Origin of the sequence: Paenibacillus alba, assembly GCF_013204855.1 — a bacterium.
GTDB lineage: Bacteria > Bacillota > Bacilli > Paenibacillales > NBRC-103111 > Paenibacillus_E > Paenibacillus_E alba.
In genome coordinates this window covers 12,798-26,749 of the sequence record NZ_JABMKZ010000006.1, presented here as the reverse complement: position 1 = coordinate 26,749, position 13,952 = coordinate 12,798, and the positions used below count along the sequence as shown (strand labels likewise).

Genomic DNA, 13,952 nt, shown 5'->3' with positions numbered 1-13,952 from the left:
TCAAATCTCCTTTTTATCGAACAAATAAAAACCTGCTGTGTAAAACAATATACTACACGCCATCAAAAACATAAAGATACTGCCGATCTTGCCTATTGCTATCTGGCTTCCGATCCAAAGCATGTGCCAATCCATATAAGCGGTAGGCGAATAGGTGGCAATCTGCGGAATGAAGAAAGCGGCTACTTTAAACGCCAAATACAAAAGTATGCTGACCGTCAAAGCGGAGCTGCTGCTGGAAAAGAATTGGGCGAGAAATACGGCCACAATGCTGAGTACAAGCAAGGGCACAAAAGCAGCGCCATAGGCGAGAAACCACTTTACGACCGTGCCAAAACCTCCAAAGTTTTGGAAAAACAACGCGGATATAACGGAAGCTGCCAAGCCTGCCACCAGAAAAAGCGCAATATACACGCCAAGCGCAATTTGTTTGGAAGTAAACACTTTGAATCGGGTGATGGGCCGCGTGAGCGTGTTTTTCATGGTGCGGTCACCCATTTCACCGGAGAAAACATCTGCGGCTCCCATGAAGACGAAGAGCGGAAGGAAAATGCTTGTTAATAAGCCGAGCATCAGAATCGGAAAATCCTGTGAAGCTATGGCTCCGATCCCAATCCCGCTTTGGAAGCGCGCAAGCAAGAGGCCTGCAAGAACGGGCATCAGCAGCGTAACGGCTAGAAAGAAAATCGTTTTTTTCTTAGCTGCCATTTTGATCGTTTCATTCCAGACGTTGGCGGTTAAACTAGGCATTGGCGGCGAGCCTCCTGACTTCCTTAATTTCGCGCAAATAGGCTTCTTCCAGCGAAGCACTTCCACTGGATATTTCGGAAACGAGACCCTCGCGAACAAGACGCCCTTGATGGATAATGCCCATCCGGTTGCACATCAGCTCCATTTCGTGAATGAGATGGCTGGAGATCAGGAAGGTAATCTTGTCTTCCTTTGCCAAATGCATAATGATCTCGCGAATATGAACCATCCCCTCGATGTCCAGACCGTTCGTCGGCTCATCGAGAATGAGCAGCTCCGGCTTGGACAGCATCGCTGCCGCGAGTCCCAATCGCTGCTTCATCCCAAGGGAGTAGCCCGCTACCTTCTCCTTCTGAAAAGGCGTTAGTCCAACAATCTCCAGCACTTCGTCCACACGCTGCTTGCTGATCTGCGGATAAAATCTGGCTGCCAGCTCCAAATTTTTTCTGCCGCTCATGTAGTTGTAAGCCTCGGCTGTTTCGATCAGCACGCCAACCTTGGCCATCGCTTGCTCATAGTGTGTGGACACATTGTGGCCGAACAGCTTCACTTCGCCTTGCTGCGCACGGGTCAAGCCTGTCATAATCTTCATGACCGTTGTTTTCCCCGCTCCATTGGGTCCGAAGAACCCATAAATATCACCTTGTTGCACTGTCATATCCACTTGATGAATCCCGCGGTTATTCTTAAACATTTTCGTCAAATTCCTTATTTCTACAATGGCATTCATACTAAGTCCCCCCTTCAAAGAAATGAGGAGGTCAACGGATGTTGACGCCCCCTCTCAGGTCATAATTATTTGTTGTCGCTCCAGTTTTTGTGGGATTTCTCATCGAATTTCACAGTTTCCAGCTGCTTGCCTTTCAGATCAACTGTATCCGGCGTTGTCGTATTCAGACTGGATAGTGTCATGTCTACGCTTAGCACCACGTCATGCGCTGTCCCTTTGGCATCTTTACCGGAAATATGAATTTGCGCCGTTTGATTCGTAATATGGTTATCCGCGTCCACACTTGCGTTCACTTCAACCTCATCCATCTTGATATCAGAAGTTAATTGGGGCAAGCTATTCTTCAATGTCGTGAAATCTACACCAAGTGTGTCTGCTTTAGCCGGCAATGGGCGCTCATTATTTTCTACGGTGCCATGTTTAATCACCAGGGAGCCAATCGTGTTCACAACCGGAGAAATTTGGCTGCCTGATAGTTTGAAATGAATATCTTTGGCGTTGCCTGCTTTGGCATCCATCGTGACATAGTTTTTCAGATTGCCAACGAGCGCATCAACCACATTTTCCACTTCACTTATGACCTGCGGGTCTGGTGTGTGGCTCGTACGTTCATGATCTTTGAACTTGCCCTGCATGTCATCGCCTTCTAACACTTTATACACATCAGAATCGCCTGTTTTGACAATTTGTTTGCCATCTTGATTGTAGAATTGAAGCGTTTGCTGCTCTTCGCCGCTTTGCACAGTTACTTCTGCGCTTCCGGCTTGATTCTTGCCGCTGCTTTTGATCGTCGATTTCACATTGAGCAGTTGAGCACCATTGTCTTGCAACGATACATTCACTTGGCGGGTTACATTATCCACTTTTGCTGTTTCTTTGAAAGCCGATTTGAAGGCCTCATATCCGGGAGCATCTCCCACTCCTGCATATACCGAAGTCACAAGCATCATGCTGCCTACTGCTACACCAAGTCCCATCATCGCTAACTTTTTATTCATATCTGTTTGCCTCCGCGTATTCGCACGCTCTATCTAAATTTGGAAACGTTCCTCGCTTCCATGTATTCATCTTATCCTCCCGATCTTAATTGCCTCTAAAACACCTATTAAACTAGCCTAAAACAATTCTTAAAATTTTATAAAGCGGGAGACTGTCTCTACTAGTAACGTCAAAAAACCATATCCACCAAAGACTTACAAGAAAGGTCTTGGTGGGTATGGTTTAACCTTTGCACACATTAAACAAGAAAATCATTAATACTGCGGAGGTTTATCTGTATTCTTCAGCATTCCCGAATGAACGACCTCAACCTTCACATGAATATCCCCTAATTCATACGATTCAAAATGCTTCTCCCCGTTGGCAGTCACCTTAGACCACTCTGGGAAATCCTGTCGATATAAGACATGTTCCAATTGATACACATCTATCTTCTTTTTCCTTGCCTGTTCAAACGTATACTTAATCTCCTCGGCAATCTGTTTGTCTATTTGCTTTTGCAAGGCCTGTTCATCTATCTTTTCAACGACTTCGGCAATCACAGCCTTGCCTTTCATGTCGATATCAAATACAAGCGGATCCTCTTTGCGCGGTTTAATGCGAGCACTTGGTTTCTGAATAGTAACCGATTGAACCGCCTTTCCATCCATATAGACGACAAGCGGCGTGCGAGCCGTGCTCTTCTCCAACCATCTTGCACCGATGAATTGATCTTCGGATAGCCAGTCCACCTGCCCTTTTTTACCTAACGCATAGACACCGTTCACTTCCAATTTAGGATCCGGTTTGTCATTCTTCACCCAAACATCTTTCTGAATTGCCAAGGACGGCATCATGAGGTTGTAGCCAGGTTCCCTTAATAAAGCAGCAGCTTTATACAATTTGATAGGACGAATAACGGAGCGTTGGCGATAATTTTCTACGGGCTGCATCATTATGGAGGTCATTGGTGACGTATTAAAGAAAGGGATAACCGATAAAACATCCTCTATCCGTTCATCTGTACTATAGACCCATTGTGTAAATCGTGTTTCACCGAATCTCACTGACCCGTCTGTAAATCGATTTATCCCTTGCTTTAAGGCCTCCTGCGAAAAAAGGTAGGCATTGACGTGTCCCCAGAAAACGCGCTGCTGGGTCGTTTTGTACAAGCGATTGAATGCCTCGCTGACGGTATCCCCCTCTTCATGTCCAACCCATATCATCGGCGGCTGCCCAGATTTGCTTCCCTCCTGTTTCGCTACGCTTGCGAAGTCAAACATTTGACCATACATAATATATTTCCCTTTTTGATAATCAAAGCCTATGGCTGTCAAATAATTCGTATCCTGAATGGTCTTCATATCCCAGCAGCCGGTCAGGCTTGCAAGAAGCGCGAAACCACCAGCAAGCTTGCCAATCCCTTTCATCTTCATGGGGAATCCTCATTTTGCCTTGTGTCATCCCCAACATGCAAAGTATCTGGCCTTCGCTTCATCTGAAGAAACGGCTTTGCCAATATAGCCGGAATTAATTCCCGATATTTCGGTGGAGATAATGGCGACAGATAAGGCACACCAAAGGACTCTAACGTCGATAAATATAAAACAATCCCAATGAGCGCCACCATAAAACCATAAATGCCAAAAATGGTGGATTCAATCAAAATCAGCAATCGTAATATCGTAACGGTCCCTGCCAAAGACTGGTTCACCAAGGTATACATCGCTATCGTCGAAATAGAAGTAATGACTAAGGTGGTGGGGCTCGTAATTCCGGAACGAATTGCGGCATCACCGACAATAAGTCCCCCAACAACCGTAACGGTCTGTCCCACTACTTTGGGCAGTCGTGCTCCTGCTTCACGAAACAACTCGAACAGCAGCAGCATAACAATAAAATCCATTGGTCCTGACAAAGGCAAACCAAGCCTGGAGGAAGCGATGGTCGCAACTAAGGAGTAAGGAATTTGATCTAAATTAAAAACCGATAAGGAAATCCAAAAACCTGGCAATAAAGCGGCTACCACCAGCCCGCCAAGTCGCAGCAAGCGTTCAAAAGCAACATAATAAAAGGGCGAATGCACATCCTCAGGCGATTTCAAAATAAACATCAGATTGGCAGGGGCCATCAGTACCATTGGTGATCCGTCAACAACGACGGCAAATCTGCCGCGGAGCAAGCTGTCAGCGACATAATCAGGCCTCCCCGCATAGTCCAGCACAGGAAAAAACGAGTATTTGTAACCGGACATCGCTTCTTCCAATTGCGTGCTGCTTATCAAGGCATCCACTTCAATTTTCTTCAACCGCTCTCTGGCAACCTTAAGCACATTCGGATCAATGACATCATCTAAATAGAGCAAAGCGACTGTTGTTTTGCTTCTTACCCCAATTTGCGATTTCTCGCAGCACAAACTGCGCGTTAATAAACGCTTGCGTACTAAAGCAATATTCGTCGTTACGCTTTCCGTAAAACCATCGCGCGGCCCCCGAATAGAAGTTTCTGTGTTGGAATCTTCCGGAGATCGGTTAGGAGCCTCAGATATATCAATGGCGTATAACAGCTGCGTTTCTTCAAAAAATAGGATAAGTGAACCGGCATACAAAGAAACCGTCATGTTTTCGAGTGCATTCGATCCTGTAATTTCTACTAATTGGAGCATAGTATTTACGTCTAGCTTCGCTGCTTGACCTGTAACCTCTTGACCATATAAACCTTGAAGCTTGGGCAAAACCAAATTTTCAATGTGATCCCTGTTGACCATACCATCGCAGTACATCAAAAGAACTGGCGTCCTCGGCCCCACATCGGATAGCAGATACGATTTGACAATCACATCATCCGACGATGCAAAAAACTCCCGCAAATCATGCTCATTCATTTTGTCACCTTCTCCTTTGGTCGCACTGGCAAGATCGTTAATACGAATAAGATAAGTAGCAAACCGATGCCAAACACGAGCATCATGGGATAATACCAATTTTGGATAAACCGTACCATCTCATCATCGGTAAATGGAAATAGACAAACGGCTAAGAAAAACAGACTTAATCCAATTAATATCCACGTACGCGTGCGTTTCTTTTGGATACCCATCACGTCCACACTTAGGAACATCAGCATGCACATTCGAATGCAAGCACCAGAGATCCATTGAAAAATAGACAAAAAATCCAAATGAGAAATATATTTTCCGAGGGTCACCATTCGCCACTGCTCAAAAGCAGGATACCGAAGATCCGCTGCCTCAAAAGGGCCAAATATCGCAATAGCCCCCATTAGAGGACCCACGGTAAGTCCAATGATAATAGCTCCCAGAATTAATAAACTACGCAGCCGGATACGTGTTTTGGCATGGTGCTGCAAGAACACAATACTGATGAGTTCGAAGGAAGATCCGCAAGTAAGCAGTAAGGATTTAATCGCTGGTTCGTAGCCGTGCGTAAATAACGGCGTAATCAAGGAGTAGTCTTTATACTGAAAATTAGCTCCCATCACAAAGAAACCTAAGAGCATTACGCCAGGCAGCAAAATGCCTGAGGTTATCGCAACCGCCCGCATCCCTTCTCGAGCAGCAAAGAAACAAAAAATCATAAAGGCGAGGCTGATCATGATAGGCGGTGTCCGTGGCAAATAGGAGATATTCGTCCAAGTCACCATATCCCGCAATGTGATAGATGCGTGAGCCACCGCGATTAAAATAACAATAAATTTCAGCAGAAACACAATTACTTTGCCATATCTTTGTTTGACCCATTCCATCATGTTTTGTTGTTTGGATCGTTTAATCACAACATAAAGGAGACAAATCCATATCAAAGTAGGGATCATTGCCATTGAAGCGCCAAACCAGGAATCACGTTTGCCATAATGAAGCAGTATCGGAATTAATAAAACATGATTGGTAATGCTGATCGAGAGAATTAAGACAAAATATAATTGAAGCGCGGTAATCTTTCGCGTGCCAGACATAGGTTTTTCTCCCGCATTGGTAGTAGGTGGAAACTTTTATTTGTATGGTTATCTAATCCAGTTGGATTTATGCGCAATTCCAGCGGAATTCGTTCTTAATGAAAAGTAGTCATGAAGTTAATCTTCATTACATAATGTTAGTAAATGATTTTATGTTACTTACGAAGGGTGGGTAATCCATGAATATTGCACTATGGGTTTTGCAGGTCCTATTAGCTTTCATGTTCATCATGGCCGGCGCTATGAAGCTGTTCCAGTATGAGAAGTTTGCAGCGAAAGCGGACTGGGCCAAGAACAGGGGGCTAGCTTCTTTCATCGGGATCGTAGAAGTACTTGGAGGGATTGGTCTCATTGTTCCAGGATTAGTAGGTATCGCACCCGTGCTCACGGCTTTTGCAGCACTCGGAATTGCTATTATTATGCTGCTTGCGGTCATTCTTCATATTAGTCGCAAAGAACCAGGCGTAGGCATAACTATCGTTCTACTGCTTGTCTCCCTGTTTGTTGCCTATGGCCGTTTCTTTCTCGAGCCTTTCTGAGCGATTCAAAAAAAAGTACCCATAGACGGAACACTTTTCAAAGTGTCCAATCTATGGGTACCAGTGAACATGATGCCGGCTTTAACTAGAGAAATTATTTGAAAAAGGTTTTCCCCGTGGTCCTACCCTTCCGTTTCACCTCATACATCGCTTTGTCCGCACTAATCAGCAATGTATCAACGTCATCGCCATCACTAGGAAAAAAGCTAACCCCAAGACTCATACCGATCGGAATCGCTAACCCCTCATGCATGAAGACCTCATCAATAAACTGCTGCTGCAGATGTTTCAGCCTATTTCTAGCAAACTCAACTGAGGGAATTTCGTTTAGAAAGAAGACAAACTCGTCCCCGCCAAATCTAGCGGCAACCCCTTGCTGGGCAACGGATTCATTGATTAAATGCGCCGCGTGTTTCAAAATTTCATCCCCGACCTTATGACCATACGTATCGTTCGTCTCTTTAAAAAAATCCAGATCGACAATGATCAGAGCCAGTTGCTGCTGATGCTCTCTTGCATCTTGAATGGCTTCCTCCAATTTTTCATAGAAAAATCTGCGGTTAGGCAAGAGGGTTAGAGGATCATGATAGGCCATGAACGTTATTACTTTCTGATTTTCCTTCTGTGCTGTAATGTCGCGAATAATTAAAATAACATGGGGCTCGTTATCCACCCACACATAATCCCCATCCATAAGCACATCGATTCGCTTCTCCTCCGTGTAGATGGTTGTCTCGAAATCACTAATAGTTTGTCTGTTATGGATACGATCTTTCGCTGATTCTCCGACTAAATCGTGAAAGGTAACATTCTTCCGCTTACCAAGTTGAAATAACTGCTTCGCGCTAGGATTGGCTTCCTTCATCCGCCCATGCTGATCAAGCAGCAGAATAGCCGCAGGGTTCAAATTGAATAGTTTCTCATACTTCTTATCGATAAAGTTGAGGAAATCAAATTTGATCATAGCAAGCCTCAGCGTAAAGCACCAAATCAAGCCTGCATAAATATACGGATAAGGCGGAAGGATGTCGCCAAAATCCACGTAACCGGTTAGCGCCGTCCAGATAAGAACAAGGCTTGCCCCCCTGCTCAGCACAGTATAGATAGCTTTGCGCTCCACTGAACTTGCATTCGATTTGCCCCTAGCGATGATAAGTAGGAACAATGCACTGACGACCAGACTGACGGTTATGGTAATAAAATACGGCGTATCCAAAACAGGCATTTTCCAAATACCCACTTGATTGAACTGTTCTGTAGAAATAATTCGTTGCTTGCTGAACAAGTTGATCAACACAACAATAACCGGAACATAGAAAACATACGGATAGATATATCTCGGCATCCGTCTATCGAGTCTGGCAAACTTAGATAAAACATGAATACCGATACCCGGTATGAGGATGCCTACACTCCCAAACCACTTTGCAGCAAGCACGCCACTATACGCGATAGGAAGCTGATACCTAATGAATTCCTCCAAAAATAAAAGAAAATAAAGGCTGATCATGAGGCTTACCAATCGATGCTCAGAACTCTTCGTATTGCGCAGCAGCACATCCAACCCCATATATAAGAAGAACAGAATAGGCAGTAAATAGGTAAAAACAGGGATTAGCGTTTCTGCTAAGTTCATGTCGCCACATCTCTTCTTTAAGAATCAGAACCCGACGATTAACATCGTTAATATCTCTTCTTTAAGAATCATATCTTAATCGTTGCGGGTTGCCAACCTCTGACTTTTACAGCAAAATAAGAAAATAAAGGCGAACTTACATTCAAATTTGAATGTAAATTCGCCTTTATTGAATTTAGGGGTGTTTTAGAAATTTTAGAACGTTGCAAGGATGATAACCAATAAAATGTACAGTACCAAAACGATAGCTGTATTTGAGTATCCAACTCCAGCTCCTGACATGGCGACTCCTCCTTCCTGCCTGCTTCTAGTTTGTTACCTAGTGTATCCTATGTCGGGCAGGGCAGATGGGTATGGACGTATGTCTAGTCGTTCGAAAGAAAAGGGGTTAATTCGCCTTGGTAAAACACATCCAAGTGATGAAGCGCACGTGTGCAAGCCGTGTAAAACAGCTTGCGCTCCTTCGCCTCCGCGTAGACGCCGGCTCCGGCGTCGTAGAGAATGACCGCGTCGAACTCGAGCCCTTTGGCGAGGTACGCCGGTAAAATCATGACGCCTGCCTCATAGTGCAGCGTCTCTTTGGTAATCCGCGTGAGGCCCGGCACCAGCGGCTTAAGCAGCGCGTGCGCGGACTTCGTCTCGCGTTCGGTCTTGCAAATGATCGCGATGGAGCTTGCGCCGCCATCGCGACGGGCTGCGGCCGCCTCCGCTACGAGGCGGCTGAGCTCGGTCTCGTCCGCCGCGCGCCGCAGGCGCGGGGACTCGCCGCTGCGGCTGAACGGCTCGATCGGCTCGCCGCCGGGCAGCACGCTGCTTGCGAAATCGACGATTTCACGCGTCGAGCGGTAACTCTTGACGAGGCGGATCGTCTCCGTCTCCTCTTCCTTCATCAGCTCGCTGATCGAGCTGTACTCGCTTTTGCCTTCCGCAGCGCTTGCATGCGCATTCGCGTGCGTGAAGATCCCTTGATTCCAATCGCCGAGCAGCGTAAAGCGAGCCCGGGGGAACAGCTTCTTCAAGTATGCATAGTGAAACGGCGAGTAATCCTGCGCCTCATCCACAAGACAATAGCGGATCGTTCCTACGCGCAGCTGGCCCTCCACAAGCCCCTTGAGGTAAACAAGCGGAGTCGCATCTTCGTAATGCAGCGTCCCTCCGGCCAGCGCTTCCGCAGTGAAGGCACTGATCGTCTCCCAGAGCGCAGGCAAGCTTTGTTCAGCTCGAAGTGCAAGCTCCTGATGCAGCTCTTTATTGGTATAGAGTTCTTGGTACATACCCAGAACATCCACGTAGGCGAGCTTGCGCGCCTTTTCCTTGAGCGGCCCAATCGCTTTATGGGCTTTGATCTTGCTCATCTTCTTCATCTCGGGCTCGGTGCCCAGATATTTGGGCTCGCGCACCATTTTACGATAAAATCGTTTCTGTGCATCGACTTGAATCGCATCCAGCTTCTCCAGCATCCACTCGGACAACTGCTCCATCCGTTCTCCCAAAGCAAGAATGGATGACTTTTCATAGAACCGTTCGTTCAGCTCTTCCGCGGTAATTAGTACTTTCTTGCCAACGGACAGATCTAGGAAACGCAGTCCGCCATGTTTAAGCTTCTCGCCATAGGCCTCAATGACGCTGAGGAAAGCTGCTGAGGTTTTGTACTGAATACTTTGCAGGCGGGCTGCATAATGCGGGTCCTCTTCCGTTCCCGTCAAAATAAATTCCAGCTGATCATAGGGATCTTCCAGCTTCAGACCGGTATCGCTTAATTTATGGGTTAAATAGTCCTGAAACGTCGTCTGCTGCATAGTCGCTTCGCCCAGCTCCGGAAGAACATGCGAAACGTAATCGCTGAACAGCGAGTTCGGTGAGAACAGAATCATATTGTCGGCGCTAAGCGTCGAACGATATTTGTAGAGCAGATACGCGATGCGCTGCAGCGCGACAGAGGTTTTGCCGCTGCCGGCAGCCCCCTGCACGACCAGCACCTTGTGCCGATCATCGCGGATGATCTGGTTCTGCTCGCGCTGAATCGTCGTAACGATGCTGTGCATCTTCTCGTCGGCGCTGCGGCTCAGCATCTGCTGAAGCATCTCATCGCCGATCGAGATTCCCGTATCGAACACATCCTGCAGCACGCCGGCTTTGATGATGTACTGACGCTTGAGCATCAGCTCGCCGCTGACATCCATCTCCGGTGTCCGGTACGTTGCCGGGCCTGGCGGATAATCATAGAACAAGCTGGCAATCGGAGCACGCCAGTCATAGATCAAAATCTCATCCGTCTTCGCATCAATAAAGGAGGTGAGGCCGATATAGATCTTCTCGCGCTCCTGCTCGCTGCGTTCTCGGAAATCTATGCGGCTGAAATACGGCGCATCGACGACACGCTGCAGCTTGCGCAGCGCATCCTGCGCTAAGCGGTAGCTGCGCTCCTGACCCTGCAGCACATGCTCCTGCTGGGCCATACTCGCCGCCGTTTCGATCAAATCATCATCATTGTCCGCATTGACAGAGATATCATCCCAGAAACTGCGGCCAATCGCAGTCGCTTCCGACCGACGTTGATCTACCGTCTCCCCAAGATCAATAATCCGCTGTTGTATATGTGCTCGTACAGAGGCAACGCGCTGCGCTTCCTTCTCCCGTTCTGCGTTTTCAATCGGCATCCGTGATCACTCCTAACTAGTTATATACGCCATGGATCACCTCTTCGAACTCAGGCTCTTCCATATGAACATCATCCATCTCGCCCCAACTGCTGACGATACGCAGAACATCCATGGCTTTCAGCTCTTGGCGGTTGCAAGCAATGGTAAGGACATTCGCCTCCTGCTCTACCACGCGAAATGGCAGCTCCCAGGTTAATGGGACTTTAACAGCTCCGCGATAAGTGACCTTCATCATGGTTGGCAAGCCAATGCGGTTTCTCAACTCGTCAATGGTACCATCATAACCGATTTGTCCGTGATTAATGACAATAACCCTTTGACATAGCTGTTCGATGTCATCCATATCATGTGTGGTAAGCAAAATCGTTTTACCGAAATCCCGATTGAGCGTCTGCAGAAAACCGCGAATGTTTCTCTTGGCAACCACATCCAAACCAATCGTAGGCTCATCCAGAAACAAAATATCCGGATCATGCAGCATAGAAGCCGCCAAATCGGCCCTCATCCGCTGACCTAGCGATAGCTTGCGGACAGGCGTGTCCAGCAGTTCTCCCAGTTCAAGGAGTTCGGTCAACTCACCTAACCTTCGGCGAGATGTGCTTTCTTCTACACGATACATTGCAGTAAGGATCTCATAAGAATCCTTCACAGGCAAATCCCACCAAAGTTGACTCCGCTGTCCGAACACCACGCCAAGCTGACCAACGACGCGTTTGCGATGCTTTTGCGGGCTATAGCCGTTAATCAGCACTTCTCCGGAGGTAGGGTGTAGAATACCGGTAAGCATTTTGATCGTCGTCGACTTGCCTGCGCCATTAGGTCCAATATACCCGACGAACTCGCCGGATTCAATCTCGAAGCTAACATCGCGTACAGCCTCCTTCTCTTTGTACGCTCGTGAGAATAACGTGCGAAGGCCTGAGAACCTGCCTTCTTGCACGAGTGGCGTTTGAAAGGTTTTACGTAGATTCCTCACAGTGATCATCTTGCCATCATCCCTCCCTGTATGTGAATTAGACTGGCTTTCTGCCTTAACTACCCGTGCTTTGATAGCGCGACAGCCCCAATCGCCAGAACCGCATAGCCAGCCATAACGCGGTCGCTGCAACGGCTATCGTCCCCAGCAGCATTCCAATGCCGCCCTGATGCCTTAGCAGATATAGAGCAGGAATGTAATTGATAAAACCGACCGGAACGAGCAGCAGCAGCGCGCCCTGCAGCCATTTGGGATACAGGGACAGCGGGTATCTGGCCGCCGTTTGGGACGCGTCTTCGGTCATATTTTGCAAAGATTCAATGCGCGTTAACCAGAAGCCGGCGGCGGCTGTCGCTAGACCAATCGCAAATAAAATCGTCGCACCGGAGACGATAATTAATCCCGTTAAGGGAATCACGGACCAGCCAATCTGCCCGCTGATCATCAAAGCTTTTATCGCTATGAAAAGTAAAATGAGCCCCTGCCCGAACTCGGCAAATAAAACCCGTGCATTTTGTGTCATTAACGCCAGCAGCACCGGCACCGGACGTGTTAGCAGCGCATCCAAATCACCAGAGACGAGATATTTCTCCAGATGATGCACATCGGAAGCCAACGTGCGGTAGATCGCTCTAGAGATCATCATCACCCCGTACAAATAGCAAACCTCATAGAGCGTCCAGCCCTTGATATTGCCAAATCGCAGCATAACGAGCGCCACCATAAGAAATTCAGAGATATGTACGCAAGAAGCCATCGCCGTCGAGAAAAAGAAATTGAACTTATACTGCATCCGGCTCCTCAGACTCGCCCTAATCAAGAGCATATAGAGTTTGACCGATATCATCCGCCCTGCACCTCCAGTTTCCTTCGCACGCCTGCTGTAACAGCCAAACAGGCACAAGTAAACCCGATGCTCCATAGTAGGGCGCCGAGTACGACTGAACCATTTTCTAGCTGTAAGTAGATACGAGTTGGGTAGTAGAGTAGGTAAGGATAGGGTGTGTAGAAGCTTATTGTACGAAGCCAAGCGGGCAGCCACTCGATAGGAATGAAAAAGCCGGACAGCAGCATGCTGAAGGAATAATTCACCCAGTAAAACCAACGGGATTCCGTGGTCCAGAGCGACGCAACACCGATCAAATAATTCATGCAAATAGAGATGTAGGAAGCCAAGATCAGTGCAAGGACTGTCCAGCCATAAACGGAAGCTTGCTTAGGAAGCTGTAAGGAGAAGATGAAATAATAGAGGACATAAATCGGAATAAATTTGTAAAGAAACTGATACCATATCTGGCCCCATTCCCGGCTCATCGCCTGATAGAATAAGTGGACCGGCCGCATAAGATCAATCGCGATCTGACCGGTGCGTACCGATTGCTCAAGTCCCAATCCATTCGTCGTAAATTGTGTAATCCACAGAATCGCCTGATTGAACGCAATGTACCCGACCATCCCTTTGGCACCATAGACGCCGAGTGAGGAATCACTTCCAAGCCCCGTCCAGATGCTGGCATAAATGAAGCCAAACACCGCACTCACTGCATTATGCAGCAGATGCGAACCGCGATACTGCAAGTTCCGAGCATAAGCCTTGCGCGCCAAAACCGCGAAAAGCATAAAACACCTCCTACGTTTTTACATGCAAAAAATCATTAAATTCATGCAGCCGCTGCGTAGAGACAGGAGCTCTATATTACCAAAA

Annotated in this window: 12 protein-coding genes; 1 reads left to right on the top strand and 11 read right to left on the bottom strand. The window is 47.3% G+C overall.

The annotated features are described in order from the left end of the window. The 6 genes from HQN90_RS10385 to HQN90_RS10360 all read right to left on the bottom strand — a co-directional run bounded on the left by HQN90_RS10385 (position 1) and on the right by HQN90_RS10360 (position 6,433). Entirely contained in the window at positions 1–750 is a 750-nt protein-coding gene (locus tag HQN90_RS10385; protein ID WP_173217942.1) for an ABC transporter permease, read from the bottom strand. Next, the gene (locus tag HQN90_RS10380; protein ID WP_173217940.1) at positions 743–1,480 is read right to left on the bottom strand and encodes an ABC transporter ATP-binding protein; all 738 of its coding nucleotides are present in this window, start codon (positions 1,478–1,480) and stop codon (positions 743–745) included. The genes HQN90_RS10385 and HQN90_RS10380 overlap by 8 nt, the downstream gene beginning before the upstream one ends. Positions 1,481–1,545: 65 nt before the next feature. Further along, entirely contained in the window at positions 1,546–2,478 is a 933-nt protein-coding gene (locus HQN90_RS10375) for a hypothetical protein (protein ID WP_173217938.1), read from the bottom strand. Positions 2,479–2,733: 255 nt separating this feature from the next. Then, on the bottom strand, positions 2,734–3,894 hold the full coding sequence (locus HQN90_RS10370) for a Ger(x)C family spore germination protein (RefSeq protein WP_173217936.1): 1,161 nt from the start codon (positions 3,892–3,894) through the stop codon (positions 2,734–2,736). After that, positions 3,891–5,342 carry a spore germination protein gene (locus HQN90_RS10365; RefSeq protein ID WP_173217934.1) on the bottom strand — a complete coding sequence of 484 codons (1,452 nt, stop codon included), beginning with the start codon at positions 5,340–5,342 and terminating at the stop codon, positions 3,891–3,893. Before HQN90_RS10365 ends, HQN90_RS10370 begins: the two co-directional genes overlap by 4 nt. Then, positions 5,339–6,433: a GerAB/ArcD/ProY family transporter gene (locus tag HQN90_RS10360; RefSeq protein ID WP_173217932.1), complete on the bottom strand. Its 1,095-nt coding sequence runs from the start codon at positions 6,431–6,433 to the stop codon at positions 5,339–5,341. Before HQN90_RS10360 ends, HQN90_RS10365 begins: the two co-directional genes overlap by 4 nt. A gap of 179 nt (positions 6,434–6,612) precedes the next feature. On the opposite strand from HQN90_RS10360, the gene HQN90_RS10355 reads away from it, so the two are divergent. Beyond that, positions 6,613–6,972, top strand: a complete 360-nt coding sequence (locus tag HQN90_RS10355; protein WP_173217930.1) for a DoxX family protein — start codon at positions 6,613–6,615, stop codon at positions 6,970–6,972. Between the two features lie 94 nt (positions 6,973–7,066). Here HQN90_RS10355 and HQN90_RS10350 read toward each other — a convergent pair whose 3' ends face one another. From HQN90_RS10350 to HQN90_RS10330, 5 genes are all read right to left on the bottom strand, one after another. Then, positions 7,067–8,608: a sensor domain-containing diguanylate cyclase gene (locus HQN90_RS10350; RefSeq protein WP_173217928.1), complete on the bottom strand. Its 1,542-nt coding sequence runs from the start codon at positions 8,606–8,608 to the stop codon at positions 7,067–7,069. Positions 8,609–8,973: 365 nt separating this feature from the next. Beyond that, positions 8,974–11,268 carry an RNA polymerase recycling motor HelD gene (gene helD / locus HQN90_RS10345; RefSeq protein ID WP_173217926.1) on the bottom strand — a complete coding sequence of 765 codons (2,295 nt, stop codon included), beginning with the start codon at positions 11,266–11,268 and terminating at the stop codon, positions 8,974–8,976. A 16-nt stretch (positions 11,269–11,284) separates the two neighbouring features. After that, positions 11,285–12,256 carry an ABC transporter ATP-binding protein gene (locus HQN90_RS10340; RefSeq protein ID WP_173217924.1) on the bottom strand — a complete coding sequence of 324 codons (972 nt, stop codon included), beginning with the start codon at positions 12,254–12,256 and terminating at the stop codon, positions 11,285–11,287. Between the two features lie 46 nt (positions 12,257–12,302). Beyond that, positions 12,303–13,094 carry an ABC transporter permease gene (locus HQN90_RS10335; protein ID WP_173217922.1) on the bottom strand — a complete coding sequence of 264 codons (792 nt, stop codon included), beginning with the start codon at positions 13,092–13,094 and terminating at the stop codon, positions 12,303–12,305. After that, positions 13,091–13,867, bottom strand: a complete 777-nt coding sequence (locus tag HQN90_RS10330) for an ABC transporter permease (protein ID WP_173217920.1) — start codon at positions 13,865–13,867, stop codon at positions 13,091–13,093. The genes HQN90_RS10335 and HQN90_RS10330 overlap by 4 nt, the downstream gene beginning before the upstream one ends. Between the last annotated feature and the right edge of the window lie 85 nt (positions 13,868–13,952).

What these genes read in the sequence shown, in the direction of transcription:
- HQN90_RS10385 (WP_173217942.1), bottom strand. Translation starts at nt 750, where the DNA reads ATGCCTAGTTTAACCGCCAACGTCTGGAATGAAACGATCAAAATGGCA.
- HQN90_RS10380 (WP_173217940.1), bottom strand. Translation starts at nt 1,480, where the DNA reads ATGAATGCCATTGTAGAAATAAGGAATTTGACGAAAATGTTTAAGAAT.
- HQN90_RS10375 (WP_173217938.1), bottom strand. Translation starts at nt 2,478, where the DNA reads ATGAATAAAAAGTTAGCGATGATGGGACTTGGTGTAGCAGTAGGCAGC.
- HQN90_RS10370 (WP_173217936.1), bottom strand. Translation starts at nt 3,894, where the DNA reads ATGAAGATGAAAGGGATTGGCAAGCTTGCTGGTGGTTTCGCGCTTCTT.
- HQN90_RS10365 (WP_173217934.1), bottom strand. Translation starts at nt 5,342, where the DNA reads ATGAATGAGCATGATTTGCGGGAGTTTTTTGCATCGTCGGATGATGTG.
- HQN90_RS10360 (WP_173217932.1), bottom strand. Translation starts at nt 6,433, where the DNA reads ATGTCTGGCACGCGAAAGATTACCGCGCTTCAATTATATTTTGTCTTA.
- HQN90_RS10355 (WP_173217930.1), top strand. Translation starts at nt 6,613, where the DNA reads ATGAATATTGCACTATGGGTTTTGCAGGTCCTATTAGCTTTCATGTTC.
- HQN90_RS10350 (WP_173217928.1), bottom strand. Translation starts at nt 8,608, where the DNA reads ATGAACTTAGCAGAAACGCTAATCCCTGTTTTTACCTATTTACTGCCT.
- helD (WP_173217926.1), bottom strand. Translation starts at nt 11,268, where the DNA reads ATGCCGATTGAAAACGCAGAACGGGAGAAGGAAGCGCAGCGCGTTGCC.
- HQN90_RS10340 (WP_173217924.1), bottom strand. Translation starts at nt 12,256, where the DNA reads ATGATCACTGTGAGGAATCTACGTAAAACCTTTCAAACGCCACTCGTG.
- HQN90_RS10335 (WP_173217922.1), bottom strand. Translation starts at nt 13,094, where the DNA reads ATGATATCGGTCAAACTCTATATGCTCTTGATTAGGGCGAGTCTGAGG.
- HQN90_RS10330 (WP_173217920.1), bottom strand. Translation starts at nt 13,867, where the DNA reads ATGCTTTTCGCGGTTTTGGCGCGCAAGGCTTATGCTCGGAACTTGCAG.